We start from the raw sequence: 26988 nt of genomic DNA on the forward strand, positions 1-26988 counted from the left end.
GCCAAGGATTAATCGACTTACATTTTTTCAAGGAGTGAAAAAATTGCCAGGAAGTAGCGTAACGATAGTTGATGTTAATAAGTACTACGACGATTTTCATGTACTGAAAAATATAAATTTAGAGATCAAAGAAAACGAGTTTTTTTCTCTTCTTGGTCCATCCGGATGTGGTAAGACTACTTTGTTGAGAATTATAGCTGGACTTGAGGATGTGGACACTGGTGATGTGCTTTTAGATAACAGGAGTATTTTGCACCTTCCTCCCAACAAAAGACCAATTAATACAATTTTTCAGAATTATGCTCTATTTCCACATTTAAATGTTTATGAGAATATTGCTTTTCCACTTCGACTTAAAAAGCTTTCCGAGATCGAAATCAAAGAGAAGGTTGAATGGCTTTTGAGTTTGGTTAGATTAGAAGAACACTCAAAAAAGAAGCCTTCCCAGTTGTCCGGTGGTCAAAAACAAAGAGTCTCTTTAGCTCGCGCACTTGCGAATGAACCAAGAGTGTTGTTACTTGATGAACCGATTAGCGCACTTGATGCGAAACTTCGTCAAGAGTTGCTTATAGAGCTTGATAATTTGCACGATAAAATAGGCATAACCTTTATATATGTTACACATGACCAATCCGAGGCAATCAGCGTTTCAGATCATGTTGCGGTTATGAACAATGGAGTAATTGTTCAGTACGGCACCCCGTATGAAATATACGAAAGCCCTGCAAATTCTTTTGTTGCAACTTTCATTGGAGAAACAAACTTAATGAAAGGTGAGGTTACCAAACTACTTTCCGAATCTTATGCTGTTGTTGAATTTCCATCCTTAGGAGAAATCATTTGTTACCGTGACAAACCAGTTAAGGAAAAAGATTATGTACTTGTGACTCTTCGCCCGGAGAAAATAAGAATAACTCATTCAAAACCCACTTTTTCTGAAAACACTATAACTAACGTTGTTCACGGATTGGTTGATGAAACTATATACATGGGTTACCAAACGAAATATTTTGTAAGAACAGATGAAGGGTACATATTGAAAGTTTACAAACAACACGTGAGTTACTTACTTGACGAAAAGATAATCCAATGGAAAGATGAAGTTTTCTTGTATTGGAATCCAGATGATAGCTACATAGTGGAGGTAGAACAAGATTGAAAGGATCGAGATTGTTGAAAAGTTTTGAATCTTATGGCTATATCTACCTCATTTGGCTTGTTGTGTTTTTTCTCGTTCCAGTTCTTGTAATTTTGACTTACAGCTTTTTGACCCGTGATTTTCAAGGCGGAGTTAAGCCGCTTTTTTCATTGAACGGTTACAAAGATATATTGAACACTACATACTTTGCAGTTTTCATTAGAACGGTTTTTGTATCACTTATTTCCGCCTTAGTTTCGATACTTATTGCTGTGCCTGTCTCATATTATATTGCTTACAGTAAGTTGAAGAATCTACTTCTACTGTTAGTGATAATCCCATTTTGGACTAACTCTCTCATCAGAATATATGCATGGATTTTCATATTAGGCAACAACGGATTGATAAATCAGATGTTAGTAAAGCTTGGCTTTGTTGAAACGTACATCAGATTTATGTATAACAACTTTTCAGTTATTTTAGTGCTTGTTTATACATATCTTCCGTTTGCAATTTTGCCACTTTATTCATCAATAGAAAGGTTAGAAAAACCGATCTTTGAAGCCGCAATGGATTTGGGTTGCACCAAGAGACAAGTTTTTTTTAAGGTGTTGCTACCAAATATAAGACAAGGAATTGTTTCTGCATTTGTTTTTGTTTTCATCCCTGCCCTTGGAACGTATGCAGTTCCGGAGCTTGTGGGTGGTAAAGAATCAAGGCTCATTGGAAACGAAATTGCAAGACAGCTTACAACTGCGAAAAATTGGCCCGCAGCAGCTGCAATATCTTCTTTGCTCTTGGTAATTACAATAGTTGTTGTTTTGATATTTATGTACGGGGGCGGAAAGCGTGAAGCCAGGTAAGTTTTCAAAATTTGTCCTTTTGCTAACGCTTTTATTCTTTTACATTCCTATATTTGTACTCGTTGTTTTTTCGTTTAACTCTTCAAAATCACCAGAATGGACAGGATTTAGTATGCGTTGGTATTATCAATTATTTACATCCTCAGAGCATATTTGGAGGACCTTTGTAAATTCCATGGTGGTAGGTATTTCAGCAAGCCTATTTTCTGTGATTATAGGAACGCTTGGGGCTATAGCCGTATACCTTGGGTCAGAAAGGTTCAGAAAATTGATGTGGACGACAACTTATATACCATTTGTTGTACCTGATATTATAATTGGGGTTTCATTACTGATTTTTTTCACCACTATTCGTCTAAAGCTCAGTTTGTTTACTATATTCTTAGCGCATGTAACGTTTTCCATTCCTTACACTATGATGATAATCCTCACAAGATTACAGGATTTTGATAAAAGCATCATAGAAGCATCGTACGATTTAGGTGCAACAAAGTTTATTACGTTAAGAAAAGTTATAATTCCCGTGGCTTTGCCCGGTGTAATTGCAGCATTTTTCATGGCCTTCACGCTCTCAATAGATGACTTTGTCATCACATTTTTTGTTGCTGGACCAGGTTCGACAACTTTGCCATTACAAATATTTTCCATGGTCAGGTTTGGAATCTCCCCTGTGATAAATGCTATATCGACATTACTTCTTGTTGGAACAGTGATCATAAGTATTTTCCTAAGAAGGTATGTAAGGTATATAATTTAATTTAGAGATAACATCAGGAAAAGGATAACAATTGTTCATATGCCAAGTGTGAAAAGTGGAAAGGAGGAAAAACTATGGTTCACGAAGATCTCAAGCTGTATGTGGAAAGGGTTAAGAGGTCTGCAGAATACTTAAAAAGTAAGATAACAGAAACACCAGAAGTTTGTGTTGTACTTGGTTCTGGTTTGCATGGTATTGCTGAAAGTGTTCAAAACCCAATTAAAATTTCGTACAAAGACATTCCAGAATTTCCAGTTTCGACAGCACCAGGTCACAAAGGAGAGTTGGTGTTTGGGAAATTGAACGATAAGAACGTTGTGCTTATGAACGGAAGATTTCACTATTACGAAGGTTACCATATGAGAGATGTAACATTTGGAGTTCGTGTGATGCAACAGCTTGGTGTGAAATATCTTTTCCTCACAAACGCAGCCGGCGGTTTGAATCCTGAGTTTGAAGTTGGAAGGCCTATGATCATCACTGACCATATAAATATGATGGGTGATAATCCTCTAATAGGTCCAAATGTACAAGAATGGGGTCCAAGGTTTCCTGATATGTCAAACGCATATGATAAGTCTTTAAGGGAAACGGCAAAGCGAGTTGCAAGCGAGCTAAATATTCCTATTTATGAAGGGGTTTATGTTGCTGTGACAGGTCCGAATTTTGAAACTCCTGCTGAGCTTAGAATGCTGCGCTGGATGGGAGCTGACGCCGTTGGAATGTCAACAGTACCAGAAGTTATCGTAGCAGCACATGCTGGTATAAAAGTTCTTGCAATTTCGGCTATCACCGATAGAGCGGTCCCGGATGATTTAAAACCACTCACAGCTGAGGAAGTGTTGGAAGTTGCACACAGAACAGGGCAAATGATAGCTAAGATCCTGGCTGAAGTTGTGAAAAGAATCTAAGAAGGTGAGCTTATGTCAATCAAAACAAGGCTTGTGATTTTGTCGATTTTGCTGGTAACGATTCCATTAACGCTTTCTATAATCTTCACAGTTTTCAACATAGCCTCAGAAACAACCAAGATTGAAAAGGATGTCAAAAAACAAATTGGTGATCCCAAGGTCGTATTTAAGGACTTTTTTGATAGATTCTCAAATGAATTGCAAAAACATATAGAAGGTTACAATGAAAAACTTAAAAATTCTGTTGAAAAACAGAAAGAGTCTGTAGATAAGGCTTTTGAAAATGTTTACCTTTCAACTCTTGAGAAAGAATCTGAATCGATTAAAAATATAGTAGAGAATTTGATAAAAAATAGATTGTCGATAATCGAAAATATAGCCAAGGTTAGTGCTTCGTCAAAAGATGTTGTAAATGCAGCAGAACAAAAAAATCTAAGTGTTGCTGAAAGAAGAGGTTTACTTAACAACTATGTTGAGAGGGCGCTATTTGATTACATTAGTCTTTGGACCATCGATAACAATGAACCAAAGGTTAAGATAAGACCTTTTTATCCTTCCAACGGTAGGTATTTTGTTGAGTACGCTTATTCATTGGCGCCTGGTTTATCGATCAGCGAATACAAAGACTTTGAATTTGCTGAAGAACTAAAGCAAAGAATGGAAAAAATATTGTCAGCAGCTTCTGCTTACGCTGAGGTTTTTCTTTACAATGGTCAAAGAGATATATATGCAATTGCTATTCAGCCAGTCATGCATCCACAACTGGGGAACACAGTCAATGGATTCGTAGTGGCTGTTGGAAAGATTGGTGAAGCATTTTTAGACGAAGTAAAAAGACTTACAAATGCAGAGCTTACGATATACGTAAACCAGAAGGCACTGGCAACTACCAAAGTTGATGCATCTGGTGCCAGAGCAGTTGGTAGTCAAGAACATACGGAGGACAAATATTCTTTTTCAGTTGGAAGTGATAATTACTTGGCAAGAAAATACGATCTCAACATATCTGGAATTTCACTTGCTAAGTTGGAAGTTGCAATTAGAACAGAAAGTGTTAAGTCTCAATTTGAAATACCAGAGCCAGAAAAATTTGTACTTCCTGATATAAAATTGCCGGAAATTGACGTTAAAGTGGATTTCAAACTTACGAGGTTAGTTTTATCCAATATTTTAGTAGGTACGGTAATCTTAGCATTTGCGATAATTATTACCATTCCTCTTGTAAATTCCATTTCAAAAGATATATTAAATTCAGCACATATGATTGAAAGGTTTGCGGATGGTGAGCTTATAAGTGTGGATGTACATGCCACAGGTGAATTTGAAAGGGTCATTTCTTCTCTTAAGAAATTATCGCAAAATTTGAAAAACTACGCTGATGATATGAAACGTAGTTCTCTTGAGCTGAACAACGAAGTGGATCAGATAACACAGACAAACGAAGTGCTTAATAAGTCCGTGAATAAGTTCCAGCAATTTGTGCAAAGCTATGTATCAAACGTAGATGAGACAAAAAATAAAATTATTTCATTGCAAAAGACTCTCGATAGTTCTATGGAAAGCACAAATAAAATGACCATCCAACTAACTGAGTTGTTAAAGGATATAGAAAATACTCAGGCTGAGATATTGAAAAATGTTGTATTAATTGAAGAAATGAGCGATTCTGTGAATTCTAACATCGAAGTATTCGAAAAATTTAGCAACACAGTGAAGAGAACCATTGAAAAGTTTGCAACTATAAAAAATGCAATTACAAAGATTCAAAATGTAGCTTCCCAAACTAATCTTTTGGCTTTGAATGCTGCAATTGAGGCTGCAAGGGCAGGGGAAGCTGGTAGAGGATTCGCTGTAGTTGCAGATGAGGTAATGAAACTTTCCGTTGAGATAAACACACTTTCCAAAAACCTTGTGAAAGAAGTGGATACGTATACGAACGATTTGCAAGAACTCGACAAACTTTACGTAAGTTCAGGTGAGAAATTTCAAAAACTGAGACAAGCAAAAGACGAATTTTCAGCGAACTATTATACCGTTATAGAAAAAATACAAGTTGTTGGTTCCTTGAGTGCACAAATAGGTGTTCAGATTCGTGAAAATACAAAGGCATTTCAGGATATTGAACAGTTGATGAACGAGGTCTCAGATTCTATTCTAAGATCTTCAGGTGAATTGAGTCAAATAAACAACGAATTCAACAGTCTTACGAAAACCTTTTCAGAGATTTTCAGTAGTTCACAGAAACTAAAAGAAATATCCTTCAGAATGGAAGAAATAGCTAAATGGTTTAAATGAGTAAAAAATTTTCAAATGTAATGGCTCCAGTGGTGTAAGCTGGAGCCATCTTTTTAGAAGGTGAAAATTATGATATAATCATCCTTAGAATCCACAAGACAATGAGGTGAAACTTTGGAAAGAGATACCATAGTTGCCTTATCGAGTCCACGTGGCACAGGGGCAATAGCTGTTATAAGACTCTCTGGGGAAAAATCCCTTGAGTTTTTAAAAAAAACTTTGAAAAGTGATTTAGTACTAAAAAATATAAAAGAAAGAAGAACTTACTTAGCTAATCTGTATGATGTTGATGGCGAACTTCTTGATGAAGTTATATTTGTTTATTTCAAATCTCCAAAAAGTTACACTGGAGAAGACATGGTTGAGGTCTATTGTCATGGTGGGGTGCTTGTAACAGACAGGATTATCGATAACTTTGTCAAACTCGGAGCTCGTTTGGCTGAGAATGGCGAATTCACGAAGCGAGCCTTTCTGAATGGAAAGATTGACTTGATAAAAGCTGAGTCGATATTGCAGGTAATAGAAGCTAAGAGCGAAACAAGTCTGAGGTTAGCATTGGATAATTTAAAAGGTAAACTCTCTCTGGAAATAGAATCTTTGAGAACAAGAATAATAGATATACTTTCAAAAATAGAAGTATCAATTGACTATAGCGATGACATAGATGTACCAGTTGACGAGATATTCAGAGATTTAAACGAAGTTAAAGATTATTTAACCGAAAAGCTTAAGCATGCCGATAGAGGATTACACCTTTCAACAGGTGTTACAATGACGATCGTTGGTAAACCAAATGTAGGAAAAAGTACACTGCTAAACAGGTTACTTGTTGAAGACAGGGCCATAGTAACAGATATACCCGGTACAACAAGAGATATTATCAAAGGTGAGATAAAAATAAAAGGTGTACACTTTGTGATCTCAGACACAGCCGGTATTAGACAAACAAGTGATAGGGTGGAACAAATTGGTATAGAAAAGGCTTTGAAAGAAGCAGAAAAATCAGACATTGTAATCTTTTTGCTTGATGCAACGACTGGGTTTACGAAAGATGATGAATATATAAGTAAAATAATGAAAAACGAGCGCGTTTTGTACGTTTGGAATAAGGTGGATGTAGGTAACAAAATAGTCGAACTTGGTAACAACGTGAAGATAAGCGCGGTAACCGGAGATGGAATACGTGAGCTCGAAGAGCGTATTATCCAAATGGTAACTCCTTTGATACGAGATGGAGAAGTGTCTCACATAACTTCAAAAAGACAACTTGAGTACATGAAAAAAGTAAAATTCCATTTGGATAAATGCATAAATGGTTTGAAAAACGGTCTTCCGTTGGATATAGTTTCTATAGATTTGAGAGAAAGTTTAATCACACTTGATGAAATAACTGGCAGAAGTTTTAAAGAGGATTTAATTGATAATATCTTTTCAAAATTCTGTGTAGGAAAATAAAAAAAGCGGGCCGAAATTGACCCGCATAAAGCCGTGGGGGGTGTATCTCAAGGGGGATAGGGGGTTCTCTAAGAATATTTTATCACTTTTTGTGTTAAATTGTTAGCACTTTGAACTATAATATAAGCATACAGTTGTGTTAAGATACTCTTACTTATTCTCGTACACTTTTTGGTCTTTTAGAAATTTGTCTCTTACTTCCGATTTCTACTTTTTAGACAATGTACATGATGAAATCGTTCAAATGAATTTCGGAATTTTTGAAAATCTCTAAAAAGTGCCAAAAATATAGTTTTTAAACATTTAGCAGACTTTTTGATATCATCAACAATTATGTTGAGGTGAGAACATGAGAGCCGATGTAGCTGTGGCGTTATTAATTGTTGCAATAGTGTTCTTAATGATTATACCAATACCAAATTTTCTACTGGATTTTTTCCAGCTATTGAATATATCTGTATCGCTTGTTTTGCTTTTTTCAACGATGTATATTACAAACTCTTTGGAACTTGCGTCTTTCCCAACGCTTTTACTTGTGATAACTATATTTAGATTAGCGCTAAACGTTGCATCGACTCGTGCAATATTGCTGCAAGGTCCAGAATTTGATGGTAAAGTTATATTAACTTTTGGTAATTTTGTTGTTGGTGGAAACTATGTAGTAGGTATTGTTGTATTCCTTATACTTGTTATAATCCAATTCATAGTTATAACTCGAGGTTCGGAAAGAATTGCCGAAGTTGCAGCACGTTTTACACTTGATGCAATGCCTGGAAAACAAATGAGCGTTGATGCGGACCTTAACGCTGGTCTAATAACAGAAGATGAGGCAAGACGTAGGCGTGAGCAGATAAGAAGAGAAGCAGATTTTTATGGAGCAATGGACGGTGCGTCGAAATTTGTTCGCGGTGATGCTATCGCAAGTATAATAATTACAGTAGTCAATAGCCTTGGTGGTATAATTATTGGTGTATTGATGCACCAGATGGGATTTGTCGATGCGGCCAAAACTTTTTTACTTTACACAGTAGGGGATGGGCTTGTTAGTCAGCTGCCGGCGTTAATGGTCTCAACGGCCACCGGAATCTTAGTTTCAAGGAGCGCTGCGGAAGATAACTTGGGTGCAGAACTCATAAGAGAACTTTCCAGTGAAAAGCGTGTGATTGTACTTACTGGAATTATTGTTATCTTTCTTGGTTTAGTAACTCCACTACCAACTTTTACGAGTTTGTTGATAGGTGGGCTTTTTCTTGCGGTAGGTTTGCTTATCAAAGGTAAAGAGAAAGAACCACAAGTTGTTTCTGCAGGAGCTCCAGCTGGCGTTCCACCAACTCCTTCTGGTCCTGTACTTTCGACTCCAGAAGAGGTTTCTGAGGTAATTCAATCTGATACCGTTGAGATTAACATCGGTTATGGACTGTTACCTTTAGCTGATATATCTCAGGGCGGGGATATGCTTGAACGTCTGACAATGATTAGACGTCAATTAGCTCAAGAACTTGGTCTTGTACTTTCACCAATAAGAGTAAGAGACAGTGTTGTACTTAAGCCAAATGAGTATGCTGTTTTCATAAGAGGTGCGCAAATAGCCAAATATGAACTCATACCTAATCGACTCCTTGCTATAAATCCTGGCTTTGTAACTGAGAGAATTGCAGGAATTGAAGTTAAAGAACCTGCGTTTGGTTTACAGGCTTTTTGGATAGACGAAATGAAAAAGGAAGAAGCAATTCAAAAAGGATATACCGTTGTTGATCCGCCAACTGTTTTCGCTACTCACATCACTGAAATTCTTCGAAGATATGCGCCAGAATTGCTTGGAAATAGGGAATTTCAACTCCTGGTGGATGGGCTTAGGAATAAGTTTGATAAGCTTGTGGATGATGTTTTTAGCGTTGTTAAACCATCTTCAGTTAAAAAGGTTCTTCAAGAATTACTTAAAGAGAGTATTTCAATACGAAACTTACCATTTATATTTGAGTTAATATTAGACAACGCAGATAAAGCGCGCGATATAGAGTCTTTGACTGAGTTCGTTCGCAGAGGATTGAAAAGACAGCTGGCATCAAGATTAATTGCACAAGATGGACAAATTCACGCTGTGGCACTCGATACTGAACTTGAAAGAAATCTTACTGAATCTATTAAAGAAAGCGAAGAAGGGAGATACATAAGTATAAATCCTCAAATAATGCGCGAGATAGTTGAAAGAATATCTGCAGAACTGGAGAATTTAATGCGTAAGGGATATTTACCAATAATTGTTGTCTCTGGTACAATTCGTCCGTACATATCCAAGATGATAAGTAGGTTTATTCCTGGTGTAGCTGTTATAGCCTTTGAAGAGATACCAGAAGATGTCAACCTTTCAGTTGAAGGTGTGGTGAGAATATGATCGTTAAAAAGTACATCGTAAGTGATATAAAGGAAGCGTTTGAAAAGATACGTATTGAATTAGGCAAAGATGCAGTCATACTTAGTACAAAGAAGATAAAAAAGGGTGGCTTTCTAGGAATAGGCGCAAAAACTTACATAGAGGTAACTGCGGCCGTTTCTGATAAGAAAGAACAACAAAGTGAAGATAAAGGACAAATCTACAAATTACAGGAACTTCTCTCGAAAAATAGGCAGTCAAATGTGCAAGGTAGTGAAGAATTAATTGAATTGAAAAAAATGATGGTGGAGTTGAAATCGATGATATCAGCTCAAAGAAGCGATGAACCACAGTGGGTGCAAGATCTAAGAAAAGCTTTTAAAAAACAAGACATAGATGATGAAATTTCGGAAAAGCTTATTGAGTACACGAAGGTTAAATATCAGCAGTTGGATTTCTCAAACGAGAACACAAGGTTAATTCTTTCGGAAATGCTTCTTCCTTTCATCAACACGTCAGTTCCAGAACTTGAAGGCAAGGTGTTATTTGCAGGTCCAACTGGAGTTGGTAAGACCACCACCCTTGCTAAGCTAGCTGCAAAACTAAAGTTAAATGAACATAAAAGAGTTGGAATAATTACACTTGACACTTACAGAATAGCAGCAGTTGATCAATTAAAAACTTATGCAATGTTGCTTGACGTGCCTATACGTGTGGCCTATACACCAAAAGAGGCAAAGTTGGAAGTTGAGGCTTTAAGTGATTATGATGTCATATTAATAGATACAGCTGGAAGAAGTCAAAAGAACGAACTTCACATGGCAGAGATAAAAGCTATGACCGAGGTTATATCACCAGATTTTACTTTTTTAATACTCGGCATGCAATACAGAACTGAAGACGTAAGAGAGATTTTATCGAAATTCTCAATACTTTCACCAACTCATATTATTCTCTCTAAGATGGACGAAACATCTGCTTTTGGACATTTTGTTAACGTACCAGCAGTTTTAAGAGCTCCAATAGCCTTTGTTACAAACGGTCAACGTGTACCGGATGATATATTTGAAGCAAACAGTAGGGAATTAGCTACTTTATTATCACGCGAGGTGTTAAAGCATGCAAGATCAAGCCAGTAATCTTAGATCTGGACAAATAATAGCGGTTGTCAGTGGTAAAGGAGGAGTCGGAAAAACATTGGTTGCAACTAATCTTTCTGCAGTTCTTGTTGAGAGTGGAAAAAGAACACTCTTACTTGATGCTGATGTTGGGTTCACAAACGCGGATATACTGCTCGGAGCGTTTCCAAGGTACACAATAAAAGACTTCGTAAACCATAAATGCTCGATGGAAGATTTATTGATTAAGACACCACATAACATAGATTTAGTTTCACTTGGAGGGGATGTAAGTGACATATTGACTACAAATGAGTTTGTTTTAAAAGAGTTTGTAACTCACTTTTTGAGTTTTTTAGACGACTACGATGTGGTTGTTATGGACATGCCACCTGGTTTTTCTGATGATTATATGCCATTTTTAGCCTTGGCACAAGATTTTGTTATACTCACTACGATTGAACCAACAGCCGTTGTTAATACATATACTATGGTAAAATTACTTAGTGTAAAAGGTGTAACAGGTGATAATATACACATTGTAGCAAACATGGTTCAAGACGTTAAAGAAGCTACGAAACTTATGGAGCGGTTTATAGCGGTTGTTGAAAAATTCATTAACAATAAAGTTTCATCTGTGACTATCATGAGAGAACATCCCTTGGTCTTGCGTAGTATTTACGAACGGACTCTCTTTGTAAAAAAATATCGCAACATACAACCTTCGTTTTCTATTATGCGTGTGGCTTCGAGTTTGTTAAGGGAACAGATCCCGCCAAGAGAAAGAGAAACCTTATTGCAAAAGTTTATGAATTTTCTTAGAGGTGTTTGAATATGACTTTGGAAGAATACGTGAATACAAATCTGTACAACGCAATACTAAGAGGCTTTACTAAGGAGGGAGAATTAACTTTAAAGTTAAAAGGTATTGAAAAAAGAAACATCAAAGTTTCTTTTTTGTCCTTTACCACGATACCTGATATATTGAGAATCGATATACCAGTTGAGGGTATTGTTTTAACCTTTGTCGGTAAACTTTCCCACGTGGAAGGGGAAGTTTACACTTACGCAGCATTTGAAAAGGTCGGGATACTTCAAAGAAGATCAAAACCAAGGTATGCTTCGTTCGAAGCGTGTGAAATTTTTAAGTTTAAAACAATCATAATTGACGTATCTGAAAACGGTTGCCAAGTAATATCTGAATACAAACCAAAGCTCAGAGAAGAAATAGAGTTAAAATTAGAAGAAGGATTGGAAAAAGGTATTGTAATGTGGTACGTTGAGGAAGAGGAAAGTTTCAGATATGGTGTTTATATACCTGATCCTAAGCAAGTCTGGAATAAGATCTGCTCAAAATACGTTCAAATAGGAGAGAAGTTGTAATGCCTTATGTTGAACTGTTGGATGCTACTAAAGCAATAAAAGTCGGACTACCTGCGAGTATATCTATTATTTTTGTTAAAGAACTTGAAGGTACTTATAAAAGCAATGTGGTTGATATAGATACAGGTAAGAGGATAGTCTTTTTCTCAATTCCTTCTCTAAAGGGAAGGTTTGTTCCTATTCCAAAAGGTGTTCGCATGACTGTAAGTTTGTTCGATAGATCATCAATCTATGAGTTTGAAACGGTGTCGCTTGGCGTTGTTAAAATGGATAACATATATGTGATTCCGGCTCCTTATCCAGAAGTTGTTAGGAAAACAGAAAGGAGGAAGTTTGTTCGTATACCGTTGTTCTTGGAGGGCAGGCTGTATATATCATTAGAACCTGATAGCGAGTCTTTTACCTTCAGTACCAAGAATATAAGTGCTGGGGGATTACTTATCGTTACAAAAAAGTATTTAAATGAAGGAGACATAATTTATGTGGATTTGAAATTAGATCAAGATCTTGTACTTCAAAAGCAGAAGTGTAAAATTGTTAGGAGAGATGAACCTACTGATGATAATTTCTTGTATGGTGTTCAGTTCATAGACCTACCAGTAAGTATTGAAACCAAGTTGGTTCGATTTATTTTCCAAAAGGAGTTGAAGATGAAAAATGTTAAATAACCGTTTAAAAGAATGAAAGGAGGAGCAAAACATGTTGGAAAAACTTGGAGAAACACAACTTGATGCAATAAAAGAAGTAGGAAATATAGGAACTGGAAATGCAGCTACTGCTCTTTCTATGATGCTTGATAAGAAAGTGGATATATCAGTTCCTCAGGTTAAAGTAATTCCAATATCTAAGATACCTTTCCTTTTTGAAAAACCTGAGGAGATTGTTTGTGCAGTTAAGATGCAGCTCAAAGAAGAAATGACAGGGGAAATAATATTGATATTCGAACCCAAGACGGTGATGATAATATCCAAAGCTCTTACCGGGATGGAGATCTCAGATATAACAGAACTAGATGAGTTCACAAGTTCAATGTTAAAGGAAATAGGTAATATCATGTGCGGCTCATATGTTACCGCGTTATCTGGTTTTACAAACCTATTCATAAATCCTGAACCCCCCGATTTAGTAGTTGATATGATAAGTGCTATCATATCCGAGATATCAATACCACTTGCACTTGCCGGTGAGGAAAATATTATGTTAATCGAAACTCTCGTAAAAATAGAGGGAATTGAGGAAGAGTTAATTGGGTATCTTTTACTTGTTCCTTCCGTCGAGTCACTTGAAAAATTACTTAAAGCCTTAGGGATGTGAGACGAATGAAGAAAAAAGTAATCATTGGCATCGGTGAATGGGCAGTCGAACGTAATCCAGCAATACTTGTAACACTTGGTTTAGGTTCTTGTGTTGGTGTGTGTGTAAGAGATCCGGTTGCAAAAGTTGGTGCAATGGTTCATGTGATGTTACCAGACAGTGGTGGAAAACCAAGCAACACTCCTGGTAAATTCGCTGATACAGGAGTAGACATTATAGTTGATGAATTGTTAAAACTAGGAGCACAGAGAAATAGATTGGAAGCAAAGATTGCTGGTGGTGCTTCTATGTTTCAATCTGCTATGGATATAGGAGTTAGAAACACGGAAGCGGTAAAAAGAGCTTTACAAAGAAATGGAGTAAAATTGGTGGCTGAGGATACGGGAGGTAATAAAGCAAGAAGCATAGAATATGATTTAGAAAGTGGAAAGTTACTTATTAGAAGAGTAAAGACTGGAGACGCAGTGGAGGTAACAGAAATTTGATGGTTGATAAAGACAGTATTGTTAAACAGTACCTTCCTATGATTGCTAAGATGGCTCGAGAGTTAAAAATAAATTTACCTGATAATGTGGAGTTAGACGATTTAATTCAAGAGGGTGTGATAGCACTTTTGCAGGCTGTTGATAAATACGATCCACGATATGGTGCAACTTTTAAAACGTTCGTTTACGCAAGAATAAAGGGCGCGATGCTTGATTACTTGAGAAAACTGGATTACTTACCAAAGAATGTAAGACAAGATATAAAAAAGCTTGACAAAGAACTCGTGAATTTTTACGAGACTAACCAAAGGCTACCGACCTTTGAAGAACTTGCGAAAATAATGGATACTGATATAGAACATGTAAAAGAAATTTACAATGAACTCTCTTTAAAACAGTATTTGAACTTGGATCAATATCTTTTTAATTCTGGTGAAAACTCTTACGGATTATTGGAAATCAAAAGTGATGAGGATGTAAAAGAAAAAGCCTGGAAATCATTACTTTATGAACAATTAGTTGAGGCGATAAATAAATTGAGTGAAAAAGAGAAGCTTTTGCTTAGCATGAGGTTTGAGTACGAGCTGTCTCTTAAAGAAATAGCACAAGTTTTTGGAGTCACCGAGTCGAGAATTTCTCAGCTACTTAGCGTGGTACTCGGAAAATTGAGAGGTTTTTTAAGGGGTGATGAAAGTGGCTGAACCCATAAGTGGAGTACAAAACCAAACGATTATTTTAAGGGTAAGTCATGAAAACTCACATATGATCAGCATTCAGCAATATTCAGCACAAGCTGCTATTGCTAACAGTGCACAAAGTGTTATGAAAAGAACTGAAAGAGAAATGAACGCCCCAAAAAATGTTAATCAAACAGAAGGAAAAAGAGCGCAAAGCTCCACAGAAGGAAAAAGCCAAGGACAATACTTAGCACAGCAGGGTAGTAAAAAAAGGGAAGAGGTTAAGGCTAAAGCAGAAAGCTCTCATATATTGGATGTGATGGTATGATAGGTTATTTGACTGTCAAAAAGTTAGAAAACAAACATCTTGGCGGCGCGCTTGTTATAAACGACTATGGAATTCCTGTTGAATTCAAGTACTCAGAACCTGTTGTGCCAACTAAGCTACAAGAGATAATCTACGGAAGTTCCTTGGAGTACTATTTACACGTGGAGATAATTGCAAAGGGACTTGTTCAAAAGATTGAAAATAAGCCTGATGTTTTTTTAGTTCAGGATCCTGTTTTAATGTTTGACAAAAACATAGTAATGGTAACTTTTCTTCCTCAAGTAGTGCAAGAAAAACGAGAAAACAACGAAGCAATTGTTAACATAACTAATGCAAGCTTGAGGATCACATTTTTTGAAAATGCAAAGTTGGATGAAAGTATAATAAATAAGATAGTGGAATATGCCAATAAGATAGATATAGTTGAACCATTCGATAGAATTGAAAAGGCACTTGAGTATATATGCGAATCGCAAGAGAAATAATCGAAACTTTAAAAATGGAGTTGGGTCTTCTAAAGTACAAAGGTGGACATTTGGACCTTCAAACTCAGCAAAGAAAGGTTAATCTGATAACAGAAACTAGAATCGCTGGATTTTCTTTTGGAAGTTTGGTAGTGTCTGGGAGCACTTTTTCTGTATCATCTATAAACATTCATTCTGTCGATGAAAGTTTTGAAACCTCTGCGTTATGCAAGATAGCAACATTTGAGAAATTCGAATCGATTAATTTGAGCATAAGGAAAGCGAATTTTAGTGAACTTTTGAAAGTTGAGAAAATCACTGTAGAAACTTCCATTATACCTCAAGAACAATACTTTAATTTTCAAAATGTATGCTTCAAATTATTTTCTAAGCACTCTTTAGAATTGTCTAAATCAATAAATTTCTTTTCTGAGCAAATGTTTATTAATTCCACTAAAATAAGAAACTTTGAGTTGATATCGAAAAAAAGGGCAGTAAGATCTAATTTACCTATTGATATTTTATATGCTTATTACGTTCCACATGACTACGTTGAAAGAGACAAGATCCTCAATGCACTGAATTTTTTTAAAACTAAGTACAACATATCTATGCTCAAGTTCTTCGCTTATTACAAAGATATCCCCATAGAACTTTCAAAGCTGATAAGAATAGCGCCTTCGAAAAGACTGCTCATCCAATTTGACAAAGATAAGTTAGAAAATTACTTATCACATAAAAAGATGGGCTTAAGAAATTTACTCGTCTTTAGGTACGAGGATAAATTTTTATATTATCCCACATAATTGTTCTAAACAGTCTTTAATCAGAGCATACAAGGCTTCGTTTTTGGTCTGCTTGTTGCTATCATAGAATTGAGAATGTCAATTCGTATTACAAGTAAAAATTAACAAATGTTTAACAACAAAACGGTTGTGAGATTTTTATTACAATATAAAATTTAGATATACTTTATCTAAATACATTAGCATCGATGGTTTTATCTATACCGTATGACCGTATGGGAGGTGTGGGAAATGAGGTTATTTACCTTTAAAGGTGGAGTTCATCCACCTGAAAGGAAACTTACACAAAGTGACGAAATAAAAGAAGCACCATTACCAGAAAAAGTTATCGTTTTTATGCTTCAACATGCTGGTTCACCAGCTAAACCTATTGTGGAAGTAGGACAGCAGGTGAAAACCGGTCAAGTTATTGGCGAACCCCAGGGCGCTATATCAGCTTACGTGCATTCACCAGTAACTGGAAAGGTGACAAATATTTCAAAGGTTAACAGCAGCGTTCATGGTATGGCAGTGGAAGCTGTGACAATCGAAAAGACAGCTTCTGACGATTGGGAATTATTACCAAAAATAGATTATCTTTCGGCATCGAAAGAGGAATTAATTGAAATTATAAGAAAAGCTGGGGTTGTTGGACTCGGCGGTGCTATGTTTCCAACACATATAAAGTTAAATCCTCCAAAACCAGTTAATACTTTAATAATAAATGGTGCGGAGTGTGAACCTTACCTTACAATAGATCACAGAGTTATGATTGAAATGAACGAAGAAATACTCTTAGGTATACAGATTACTCAAAAGATACTGGGTGTAAAAGATGTCTACATAGGTATCGAAAGTAATAAAAAGGATTGTATTGAACTTCTTGAAAAAAAATGGAGTGGTAAAGTCAAGGTTGTTGGATTGAAGACAAAATATCCACAAGGAGCTGAAAAACAGCTGATTAAAGCTATTATTGGCAAAGAAGTTCCGAGTGGAGGTCTGCCTTCTGATATCGGAGTGGTAGTTCAAAATGTAAGTACCATGGTGGCTATTAAGCAGGCTGTTATAGACAGAAAACCGTTGATTGAACGAGGGTTAACATTAACAGGTGAAGGCGTAAAAAGGCCCGGGAATTGGTGGGTGAGGATAGGTGCTCCTATCTCTTGGGTTATAAGTGAACTTGGTGGAGGATTTTCTGAAGGTTTTGACGAAGTCAAGGTACTCATGGGTGGTCCAATGATGGGAATTCCTGTTTCTTCATTGGATACACCAATATTGAAGGGAAACAACGGCATAACAGTCATTAGAGAACAAAAACGGGAGTCAACGAACTGTATTAGATGCACTTACTGTGTCCATGTCTGTCCAATGGATCTACAACCGTATCTACTCGATATGCTTTCAAGAAAGAAAAAATATGATGAAGCAGCAGAGATTGGTTTACTTGATTGTATTGAATGTGGTTCATGTACATATATATGTCCAGCAAATATTGAACATGTTAAGTCAATCAAACTTGCCAAAAAAGTATACCGAACACTAAGAGGTGGTAAGAAATGAAGTTGATAACAACAAGTGCTCCACATGTTAGAACAAATGATTCTACACGTAAGATAATGCTTGATGTCTTAATTGCGCTTGCTCCAGCAGTTGTTGGCGCAATGTATTTCTTTGGATTGTATGCGTTGGTATTATCTATAATCGGAATGTTAAGTGCAGAAGCTGTGGAATTGTTTATTATGCGCGTACTTAAAAAAGACAAAAATTTTATTCCCAACGGAAGTGCTGCGGTTACTGGCCTTTTGCTGGCTCTAAATCTAAGTGTGGCAACTCCTTGGTGGGTTTTGATCATAGGAGTTGTGTTTGCCATAGCAATTGTCAAACATGCGTTTGGTGGGCTCGGTCAAAATATTTTCAATCCAGCTCTTGCTGCAAGAGTGTTTTTACTTGTTTCTTTTCCGACAGCTATGACAACATGGTACAAGCCAATGGCTTCCTTTGGTGGTTGGTATCCTGCCGATACCCAAACAAGTGCTACACCTCTTGCAATACTGAAACTTGAAGGTTTCAGTAAAGTTTTGGAATCTACAACTTACACTGACCTTTTCTATGGAAACATTGGAGGTTGTATAGGCGAAACAAGTGCTATTTTGCTTTTGATTGGATTTGTATACCTTGTTCTCAGAAAGCGTATCAAAATTCTTATCCCTTCAACTTACATAGGCACAGTATTAATGATATCTTCCATTTTTAATTCAATCAACCCAGAAAAGTACGGTTCACCATTATTCCATATACTTGCAGGTGGCTTAATGCTCGGAGCGCTTTACATGGCGACTGATATGGTGACGAGTCCTATGACGCTTAAAGGACAAGCGATATTTGGTGTCGGTTGCGGTTTAATAACAATGATAATAAGATACTTTGGTGGTTATCCTGAAGGGGTATCGCTGTCGATACTTCTTATGAATGCACTTACTCCTCTTATAGATAGATACACGCAACCTGTAATATTTGGGAGGCGAAATGGATGAAAAAAGAAACCCTTAAGGTAAGCCTCACTCTGATGATTTACACACTTATCGCAGGAATTGCACTCGCACTTGTTTACCAGTTTACAGAAAGTAGAATAGCAGAAGCCGAACTTGAAAATGTGATAAAATCGATGGAGTTTTTGTTGACAGATGAGAATGGTAATCAAATCATTGATCCTAAGGAAATAAAAGCTTCAGTAATTTCAAAACGTGCAGAAATGGGTAATGAACTTTACAATGATGGAATTGGTAGAGTTATCTCACCAGTTTACCAGTTTAACAATGGTGGAATAAAGTATTATATACTTACAGCAAGTTCCGTTGGCTATGGTGGAAACGTGCTTACAATAGCTGCATTTAGACATGATAGTAGCGGAATTGTACTTCACAAGATAAAAGTCATAGAATATTCACAAGAAACCCCTGGACTCGGTGCAAAGATAGCGGAAAAGAATGTACAAGAAAGGTTCTTTCCAATACCAGAGACTGGTTTAAAGAATGGATTAAGAGTTGATAAAGATGCAGGTAAGCAAAACATTGAGCCTGATACTTCCAAAAAAGAAGGAATAGTAAAAGTCTCTGACGTGATGACCGGTGCAACTATTACACCGAGGGCTGTTGTAAATTCTATAAATAGCATGTACAAATATCTGACCGAGAAGTACTTACAAGGGGGTGGAAAATAATGTCATCAAGACTTTCAGAATTTACGAAAGGACTAATAAAAGATAATCCGACGTATGTTCAGGTACTTGGCATGTGCCCTACCCTTGCAACAACAACAAGTGCAAAGAATGGATTTGGAATGGGTATTGCAGCTACGGCTGTTCTTGTTATGTCAAATGTTGTAATCTCAGCCATTAGAAAGACTGTCCCAGAAAAGATAAGAATCCCAATTTTTATAACTGTAATAGCAACCTTTGTTACTATCGTTGACCTTCTAATGCATGCATTCACTTATGATTTGTGGAAAACACTCGGACTTTTCATACCACTTATCGTCGTTAACTGTATCATAATGGGACGTGCAGAGGCTTACGCTTCCAAACATGGCATAGTTGATTCTCTACTCGACGGACTTGGAATGGGGGCCGGTTTTACTTTGAGTTTGACAGTACTTGGCAGTATTAGAGAACTTCTTGGTAATGGAACAATATTTGATATAAGTATTTGGGGTAAGTCATTTAATATGTTTGTTATGATCTTACCTCCCGGTGCTTATCTTACACTTGGGTTACTTGCTGCATTGTTTGCTGCTATCTCAATAAAAAGAGAAGAAAAAGCCAAAAAACAATCATCGCAGATTCAAAGGCCAGGTGATACTAAATGAAGTTATTTTTGATATTGTTGTCGGCAATGTTAATTAACAACTACGTATTTATTAGGTTTCTTGGGATATGTCCGTTCCTTGGTGTCTCAAAGAAGGTATCAACAGCTCTTGGTATGGGGTTTGCAGTTATTTTTGTGCTTGTTATGTCTTCAGCTATCTCCTGGTTACTTGATTTATTGTTAATAGCTTTGAAACTTGAGTTTCTAAGAACTATTGTTTTCATACTTGTAATAGCAACGTTTGTCCAGTTTGTTGAAATGTTTCTTAAGAAAAACAATCCAAATCTTTACGAAGCACTTGGGATTTATTTGCCACTGATAACCACAAACTGTATAATACTCGGTATAGCTATAGTTAACAGCTTGTCTAAATACAATCTACTTGAGGCAATATTCAACTCACTTGGTGCCGGAATTGGTTTTATGATTGCCTTGATAATATTTGCTACGATAAGAGAACGTATGGAACTTTATGATGTTCCAAAACCGTTTCAAAATCTTCCGATTTCTATGATAACCGCTTCTTTACTTTCCTTGGCTTTCATGGGATTTCAGGGAATGATAAAATAGAAAAATACAAAAACATTACCGCCGGGGATATCCACCCTGGCTTTTCTTCTTTAAATTGATGTTCAAATGTTATCCTTTATGTGATACAATATTCTGATAGGCAAAAATATAGAAATTGAATATCTGGAGGTGTATTTATGAAAGAATGGAGAAAAAAATTATTTGGAAGGGAACTGGTATTTCAATACGGAAAAGTTGCAAAGCAATCAGCAGGTTCTATATGGGCAAGGTTTGGTGATAGTGTTGTATTAGCAACTGTTAACGTTTCAGATAAGACTGTTGAAGGTATCGATTTTGTACCACTTACTGTAGAATTCATGGAAAAGTTTTATGCTGCTGGCAAAATACCCGGTGGTTTTGTAAAAAGAGAAAGCAAACCATCTGAAAGTGGTATTCTTTCTTCCAGGTTAATTGATAGACCGATAAGACCACTCTTTCCTAAGAATTTGAGAAACGAAGTTCAAGTCATTGTTACTGTTCTTTCTGTGGACCCAGACAGTCCAACTGACGTGCTTGGAATCTCAGCTGCTTCATTGGCTCTTAATATTTCCAAAATACCATTTGATGGAGTAGCCGCAGGTGTCCAAATTGGTTACGTGGATGGGGAATTCATAGTTTTTCCTACTTCACAACAGCTTGAAAGAAGTAAAATAGATATCGTTGTTGCAGGAACAAAAGATGCCATAACAATGGTTGAAGGTGAGGCAAAAGAGGTTACCGAAGAAGAGATGTTGCAAGCTCTCATGGTAGCACATGATGCTATAAAACAACTTGTTTCATTCCAGGAAGAGATAATCCAGGAATTCAATGTAACAAAAATGCCCTTACCACAACCAAATTTCAATGTGCAGCTTGTAGAGAAATTTGTTGAATACATAGATATGACCGAACTTGAAAAACGAATATTCATGAGAGGTAAACAGGAAAGAGCAGAAATGGCAGATGAGTATTATGAAAGTATTGCTCAAAAGTTCTTTGAGGAAAACAATATAACGGAAGAAGAGCAGGAAGAATACGAAATTGCTCTCAAAGAAAAGTATGATGAGGTATCCAAAAAACTGATGAGAAAAATAATCATTGAAAGAGGTATAAGGGCAGATGGTAGAACACCAAAGCAGATAAGACCTATCAGTTGTGAAGTGGGACTCTTGCCAAGGACACACGGTTCTTCGCTTTTCACACGAGGTGAAACGCAAAGTTTGGGTATCGTAACCTTAGGTTCGCCTGCTGAAGAACAGATAATTGACACCTTAATAGAAGAGGGAACAAAGAGATTCATGCTTCATTATAACTTCCCGCCATTTTCTACAGGAGAAGTTAAACCCTTACGTGGACCAAGTAGAAGAGAAATTGGACATGGTCATCTTGCAGAACGTGCACTTAAAGCGGTTATACCTTCTGAAGATGAATTTCCATACGTCATACGCGTAGTTTCTGAAATACTTGAATCCAACGGTTCTTCATCAATGGCAACAGTCTGCTCAGGTTCACTTGCGTTGATGGATGCCGGTGTACCAATTAAGAAACATGTGGCTGGTGTTGCAATGGGACTTATTTTAGAAGAAGGCAAAGGTGTTATACTGACTGATATAATCGGGCTTGAAGATCATTGGGGTGATATGGACTTCAAAGTTGCTGGAACAAGGGATGGAATCACAGCGTTTCAAATGGATTGCAAGGTTTCAGGTGTGAGTGAAGAGCTACTTAGACAGGCACTTTACCAAGCAAAGGAAGCGAGGATGTTTATTTTGGAAAAATTGTATGAAACTATTTCTGAACCAAGGAAAAACCTCTCACCGTACGCGCCGAGGATTAATTGGTTTTACATAGATCCAACAAGATCTGGTGAACTGATAGGCCCGGGGGGTAAGGTAATTAAGTCCATAATTAAAATGTTTGATGTTGAGATTTCCTTGGATGACGAAACTGGTAAAGTAACTGTGAGCGGCGTTGACGCAGAAAAAGTACAACGGGCAGTGGAGTATATAAAGAATATGTTCAGGGATGTTGCAATTGGTGATGTGTTCGAAGGACGGATTACCAGGGTTGAAAATTACGGCGTATTTGTTGAGATTATGCCAGGGAAAATTGGACTTGCTCATGCAAGTAAACTTGGAAATTCAAAGCCCAATTCATTTAAAGTTGGAGATGTGTTAAAAGTCGAAGTTATAAACATTGATGAGACAGGGAGACTACAATTTAGGAAGGTGGAAAATTAATCAATGATCAAACAAATTACTGATAACGTGTATTACTACGAAATCCAAGGTGTACGGTCGGTGACAATTGCTTTTATCGTAGGCACCGGTCCTGTTTATGAACCGGAAAATCTATCTGGCATTTCTCACTTTATCGAACACGTAGTTTTCAGAAAAACAAAAAAAAGAAACTTAAGACAGATCAAATTGCCGATTGAACAAGTTGGTGGAATACTGAATGCGTGGACTGATAAGGAAAATACGGTATATTACGCCAAAGTTCCATCAACTTTTTTCAAAACAGCGTTTAATATATTAAGAGAATTGGTCTTCGAACCACTGTTCACAAGCAGAAACATTGAAATTGAAAGAAAGATCATCCTTCAAGAATACTATTCAGAACAAGAAATACCTGAACAACGGCTGTTCAATAAATTTTTTGAAAATTTAATAGATGGACCTCATTCAAAACCTATTATCGGAAAAGAGGAAACATTGAAAAGCATAACCTTAGATGACATAGTGCGGTTTCATTCGGAAATGTACACACCGTTCAATGTTAAACTGATAATTGCTGGTTACGTTGAGCCAAAGAACTTAAGTGTATTAGAATCGTTGAATTTAACCGATGGATTTAAAACAACAAAACATGAATCAATGCTGAAAGATGGAATAGTTTGTGACAAATTCAGTGAAACTCAGCAAATTCATTTTTTATTTTCTCACGAAGGAGTTTCGTATTCTGATGAAAATATGCTCTATCCTTTTATGGTATTAAATACTCTACTTGGAAGTGGTATGAGCTCGCTTTTGTTTGAGCACATTAGAGAAAAAAAGGGCCTTGTTTACGATATTTCTACAGCAAACATCCAATCAAGAAATTGGGGTGTATTTTCAATATATGCTGCGACTTCGCCTGAAAATGCAGAAAACCTTGTAAAAGAACTCTTTAACCTTTTGAAAAATTTCAAACTCACCAAGAAGCTGTTTGATTATGGTAAGAAAAGGCTCCTAGGCTCTATTGAACTAATGACCGAGAGCACATCGGCACTTACTTCACTTTGTATCCAGTACATAGCGAACGAAGTACAACCGAAAAGTATTGAAGAAATAATCTCTAAAATTCAACAAGTGAGAGAGGAAGACGTTCAAGAAGCGTTTGAAAAAGTTATAACAGGACAATGGTCATTAACCTATGTAACACCAGCAAAGGAACTGAACATAAGTTATGAAGATTTAAATGTAAAATAAATTTTATACTATACTAAAATGGAGGTGTTGCACTTGTTAACCAATTTTGATGAGTTAACACCAAGACAGATTGTCGAAGAACTTGACAAGTACATAATAGGGCAAACCGAGGCGAAAAAAGCAGTCGCAATTGCAATAAGAAATAGAATAAGAAGACAAAGGTTACCTGAAGAATGGAAAAGAGAGGTGGTACCTAAAAATATTCTCTTGATAGGACCTACCGGTGTTGGAAAAACAGAAATTGCAAGAAGGTTAGCACAAATTTCAGGTTCCCCATTTCTCAAGGTTGAAGCAACAAAGTTCACGGAAGTTGGCTATGTTGGTAAGAACGTAGATTCTATGATCAGAGATTTGGTAGAAATAGCTGTAAACATGGTTAAACAAGAGAAACTAAAGGAAGTTGAACCAAAAGTTAAAAAGCTTGTTGAAGAACGTATTCTTGAGGCACTTGTACCAAGTAGAAAGCCAAATGTGCCTTTTGCAAACATATTTGGCTTTCAACCAGCCCAAGAACAACCTGACGAGTACGAAATAAAAAGAAAAAGGGCAGAACTGCGCAAGAAATTGGAAGATGGCGAGCTTGAAGATATGGAAATAGAGCTCGATATTGAAATCAGTCAGCCTGGAATAGGATTTGTTGGAATTCCAGACATGGAAGATATGGGCATAGATTTTTCACAAATACTTGGCAACATATTACCAAAGCAAAAGAAGAAAAGGCGTATGAAAATTTCCGAGGCAAGAAGAATATTAACACCCATTGAATCTGAGAAGGTAATAGATATGGATGAAGTAATTCAAAAAGCTCTGAGTTTAGCACAAGAGAGGGGAATCATATTCATAGATGAGCTTGATAAAGTTGCAAGCAGTGGACAAAGTCATGGACCTGATGTGTCAAGACAAGGCGTTCAAAGAGATTTACTCCCCATAGTAGAGGGCACGACTATAACGACAAGGTACGGACCTGTTAGAACCGATTATATACTATTCATCGGTGCTGGAGCGTTTCACATGTCGAAACCAACGGACTTAATTCCAGAACTACAAGGCAGGTTTCCAATTCGCGTAGAGCTTGAACCGCTTAAAGAAGATGATTTTGTAAGAATTTTAACTGAACCAGAGAATGCCTTACTAAAGCAATACAAAGCATTACTTTATACTGAAGGGGTTGAGCTTGAATTCACGCAAGAAGCTATTCGAGAAATTGCGAAAATTGCCTACAGATTAAATGAAAAAATGGAAAATATAGGGGCTAGAAGATTATACACAGTGGTTGAAAAATTGCTTGAAGATATTATGTTCAAGGCTCCTGAAGTGGAAGAGAAGAAAATAGAAATCGATAAAGATTTTGTAGTACAAAAACTTGGAAGTATAATCCAAGATGAGAATCTCTCAGCCTACATCTTATGATCTTTACTTTTCAAAGTGGCAGGGGTGATTTTTATGAAAGGTATAAAGGCTAACAAGATAAAAGAGAGTATCTTAGCTTACTTGTTCTTACTCCCAGCCCTTGTTGTGCTGTCAATTTTTACATTCTGGCCCATAGGGTTTTCGTTTGTATTGAGCTTTTTTAAATGGGATTTTAGAAACATGCGTAATCCATATTTCTACGGACTCGGGAATTATAAGGAAATTCTAAAATTCGATTATCCAGTAAAATTTCCGTTTCACATTGGGCTAATTTATAGTCTTGTTTATATTGCGCTTGCAGTGATATCTGTATTACTGATTTTTAGCTTGTTAAACATAATTAGGAAAAAGAAATTTGAAAAAGGATTTCTTTTTACAACTGTTGTACTAATGCTGTATTTTTCTTTAAGAACGGCTATTAATCTTTATTTTGCAATCGCTTTAAACATTATCATTTATATTTCAATAATTCTGGTACTGAAGTTTAGATTAATCGATACAAAAATTGTAAATGAACATTTGTGGATTGCTGCGGCAATAGGCATTATTTCGTATATAATTTTCGAGTTCAAATTTCCAGCAGGTTACAACAATATCCAGTATGGTATAATTAGTTATTTCATGGACGCATCTGAAAAAAACTTGTTTTTCAAAGCTCTTGTAAACACAACCTATTATGTTATACTTACTGTTCCCATTGGTCTAACTTTAGCACTCTTGATAGCTCTTTTGTTAAACAACGAAATAAAATTCAAAGCGGTATTCAGAACAGCATTCTTCATCCCATTTGTAACATCTTCCGTAGCTGTAGGTTTAATTTGGAAATGGATATACAACGATGACGTGGGATTACTCAATTATATATTCTCAACTGTAGGATTACAACCTGTAAAGTGGCTAAAAGATGCAAAGTGGACAATACCAACTGTAAGTATAGTGTCAATTTGGAAGAATGTAGGATACAACGCAATGATTTTCTTAGCAGGTTTACAAAATATCGATACATTCTATTATGAAGCAGCAGAAGTAGACGGTGCAAACAGCTTACAAAAGTTCTTAAAAATTACTTGGCCCTTACTTTCTCCAACCACTTTCTTTCTAATAATTGTTTCTGTTATTGGGGCTTTTAAGGTCTTTCAAGAAGTTTTTATCTTATACGATGGATTACCTGGACCTTACGGAAACAGTGGTATGACAATGGTTTATTATGTTTTTGACCTATTTTACAGGCAACAAAGGATGGGTATAGCAAGTGCCGCTGCCTATTTGTTATTTATAGTTATTCTTGTATTCACGTTTATACAATATCGCGTTGGCGACAGAGTTGTGGAATACGTGAGCTAAAGGGG

The 26988-nt window shown here is 36.5% G+C and carries 26 protein-coding genes; all 26 read left to right on the forward strand.

The genetic code is table 11. The annotated features are described in order from the left end of the window. Positions 1-43: 43 nt before the first annotated feature. The 26 genes from N2Z58_01385 (at position 44) to N2Z58_01510 (ending at position 26983) form a co-directional block, all read left to right on the forward strand. Positions 44-1159 carry an ABC transporter ATP-binding protein gene (locus tag N2Z58_01385; protein MCX7653322.1) on the forward strand — a complete coding sequence of 372 codons (1116 nt, stop codon included), beginning with the start codon at positions 44-46 and terminating at the stop codon, positions 1157-1159. Beyond that, the gene (locus tag N2Z58_01390) at positions 1156-2001 is read left to right on the forward strand and encodes an ABC transporter permease (protein ID MCX7653323.1); all 846 of its coding nucleotides are present in this window, start codon (positions 1156-1158) and stop codon (positions 1999-2001) included. Before N2Z58_01385 ends, N2Z58_01390 begins: the two co-directional genes overlap by 4 nt. Next, positions 1988-2758 carry an ABC transporter permease gene (locus N2Z58_01395; protein MCX7653324.1) on the forward strand — a complete coding sequence of 257 codons (771 nt, stop codon included), beginning with the start codon at positions 1988-1990 and terminating at the stop codon, positions 2756-2758. Before N2Z58_01390 ends, N2Z58_01395 begins: the two co-directional genes overlap by 14 nt. Before the next feature lie 74 nt (positions 2759-2832). Next, positions 2833-3669, forward strand: coding sequence for a purine-nucleoside phosphorylase (locus N2Z58_01400; GenBank protein MCX7653325.1), 837 nt, complete (start codon positions 2833-2835; stop codon positions 3667-3669). Between the two features lie 12 nt (positions 3670-3681). Continuing rightward, positions 3682-5964, forward strand: a complete 2283-nt coding sequence (locus tag N2Z58_01405; GenBank protein ID MCX7653326.1) for a methyl-accepting chemotaxis protein — start codon at positions 3682-3684, stop codon at positions 5962-5964. 114 nt (positions 5965-6078) lie between these two features. After that, the gene (gene mnmE / locus N2Z58_01410) at positions 6079-7419 is read left to right on the forward strand and encodes a tRNA uridine-5-carboxymethylaminomethyl(34) synthesis GTPase MnmE (protein ID MCX7653327.1); all 1341 of its coding nucleotides are present in this window, start codon (positions 6079-6081) and stop codon (positions 7417-7419) included. Positions 7420-7768: 349 nt separating this feature from the next. Beyond that, a complete protein-coding gene (flhA, locus tag N2Z58_01415; protein MCX7653328.1) occupies positions 7769-9814 on the forward strand; it encodes a flagellar biosynthesis protein FlhA in 2046 nt (681 codons plus the stop codon). After that, positions 9811-10932 carry a flagellar biosynthesis protein FlhF gene (flhF, locus tag N2Z58_01420; GenBank protein MCX7653329.1) on the forward strand — a complete coding sequence of 374 codons (1122 nt, stop codon included), beginning with the start codon at positions 9811-9813 and terminating at the stop codon, positions 10930-10932. The genes flhA and flhF overlap by 4 nt, the downstream gene beginning before the upstream one ends. Beyond that, positions 10913-11743: a P-loop NTPase gene (locus tag N2Z58_01425; GenBank protein MCX7653330.1), complete on the forward strand. Its 831-nt coding sequence runs from the start codon at positions 10913-10915 to the stop codon at positions 11741-11743. Before flhF ends, N2Z58_01425 begins: the two co-directional genes overlap by 20 nt. Before the next feature lie 2 nt (positions 11744-11745). Next, the gene (locus tag N2Z58_01430) at positions 11746-12294 is read left to right on the forward strand and encodes a PilZ domain-containing protein (GenBank protein ID MCX7653331.1); all 549 of its coding nucleotides are present in this window, start codon (positions 11746-11748) and stop codon (positions 12292-12294) included. Continuing rightward, positions 12294-12962, forward strand: coding sequence for a PilZ domain-containing protein (locus tag N2Z58_01435; protein MCX7653332.1), 669 nt, complete (start codon positions 12294-12296; stop codon positions 12960-12962). The genes N2Z58_01430 and N2Z58_01435 overlap by 1 nt, the downstream gene beginning before the upstream one ends. A gap of 31 nt (positions 12963-12993) precedes the next feature. Next, the gene (gene cheC, locus N2Z58_01440; protein MCX7653333.1) at positions 12994-13608 is read left to right on the forward strand and encodes a CheY-P phosphatase CheC; all 615 of its coding nucleotides are present in this window, start codon (positions 12994-12996) and stop codon (positions 13606-13608) included. A 5-nt stretch (positions 13609-13613) separates the two neighbouring features. Next, complete coding sequence (gene cheD, locus N2Z58_01445) at positions 13614-14093, forward strand: chemoreceptor glutamine deamidase/glutamate methylesterase CheD (protein ID MCX7653334.1); 480 nt, start codon at positions 13614-13616, stop codon at positions 14091-14093. Next, positions 14093-14794: a FliA/WhiG family RNA polymerase sigma factor gene (locus N2Z58_01450; GenBank protein ID MCX7653335.1), complete on the forward strand. Its 702-nt coding sequence runs from the start codon at positions 14093-14095 to the stop codon at positions 14792-14794. The genes cheD and N2Z58_01450 overlap by 1 nt, the downstream gene beginning before the upstream one ends. Continuing rightward, entirely contained in the window at positions 14787-15098 is a 312-nt protein-coding gene (locus N2Z58_01455) for a hypothetical protein (GenBank protein MCX7653336.1), read from the forward strand. The genes N2Z58_01450 and N2Z58_01455 overlap by 8 nt, the downstream gene beginning before the upstream one ends. After that, positions 15095-15583, forward strand: a complete 489-nt coding sequence (locus tag N2Z58_01460; GenBank protein MCX7653337.1) for a hypothetical protein — start codon at positions 15095-15097, stop codon at positions 15581-15583. Before N2Z58_01455 ends, N2Z58_01460 begins: the two co-directional genes overlap by 4 nt. Next, complete coding sequence (locus N2Z58_01465; GenBank protein ID MCX7653338.1) at positions 15562-16368, forward strand: hypothetical protein; 807 nt, start codon at positions 15562-15564, stop codon at positions 16366-16368. Before N2Z58_01460 ends, N2Z58_01465 begins: the two co-directional genes overlap by 22 nt. A gap of 231 nt (positions 16369-16599) precedes the next feature. Next, the gene (gene rsxC, locus N2Z58_01470; protein ID MCX7653339.1) at positions 16600-17907 is read left to right on the forward strand and encodes an electron transport complex subunit RsxC; all 1308 of its coding nucleotides are present in this window, start codon (positions 16600-16602) and stop codon (positions 17905-17907) included. Continuing rightward, positions 17904-18881, forward strand: coding sequence for an RnfABCDGE type electron transport complex subunit D (locus N2Z58_01475; GenBank protein MCX7653340.1), 978 nt, complete (start codon positions 17904-17906; stop codon positions 18879-18881). The genes rsxC and N2Z58_01475 overlap by 4 nt, the downstream gene beginning before the upstream one ends. Then, entirely contained in the window at positions 18878-19567 is a 690-nt protein-coding gene (locus N2Z58_01480) for an RnfABCDGE type electron transport complex subunit G (GenBank protein MCX7653341.1), read from the forward strand. Before N2Z58_01475 ends, N2Z58_01480 begins: the two co-directional genes overlap by 4 nt. Continuing rightward, on the forward strand, positions 19567-20211 hold the full coding sequence (locus N2Z58_01485) for an electron transport complex subunit E (GenBank protein ID MCX7653342.1): 645 nt from the start codon (positions 19567-19569) through the stop codon (positions 20209-20211). The genes N2Z58_01480 and N2Z58_01485 overlap by 1 nt, the downstream gene beginning before the upstream one ends. Beyond that, positions 20208-20780 (forward strand): RnfABCDGE type electron transport complex subunit A, encoded by a 573-nt coding sequence (locus N2Z58_01490; GenBank protein MCX7653343.1) that lies wholly within the window; start codon positions 20208-20210, stop codon positions 20778-20780. The genes N2Z58_01485 and N2Z58_01490 overlap by 4 nt, the downstream gene beginning before the upstream one ends. 137 nt (positions 20781-20917) lie before the next feature. Continuing rightward, positions 20918-22999: a polyribonucleotide nucleotidyltransferase gene (locus N2Z58_01495; GenBank protein MCX7653344.1), complete on the forward strand. Its 2082-nt coding sequence runs from the start codon at positions 20918-20920 to the stop codon at positions 22997-22999. A gap of 3 nt (positions 23000-23002) precedes the next feature. Then, positions 23003-24229, forward strand: a complete 1227-nt coding sequence (locus tag N2Z58_01500; GenBank protein ID MCX7653345.1) for an insulinase family protein — start codon at positions 23003-23005, stop codon at positions 24227-24229. 18 nt (positions 24230-24247) lie between these two features. Then, entirely contained in the window at positions 24248-25639 is a 1392-nt protein-coding gene (hslU, locus tag N2Z58_01505) for an ATP-dependent protease ATPase subunit HslU (protein ID MCX7653346.1), read from the forward strand. 33 nt (positions 25640-25672) lie between these two features. Beyond that, a complete protein-coding gene (locus tag N2Z58_01510; protein MCX7653347.1) occupies positions 25673-26983 on the forward strand; it encodes a sugar ABC transporter permease in 1311 nt (436 codons plus the stop codon). Positions 26984-26988 lie beyond the last annotated feature (5 nt).

Origin of the sequence: Fervidobacterium sp. (assembly GCA_026419195.1) — a bacterium.
Classification (GTDB): Bacteria; Thermotogota; Thermotogae; order Thermotogales; family Fervidobacteriaceae; genus Fervidobacterium.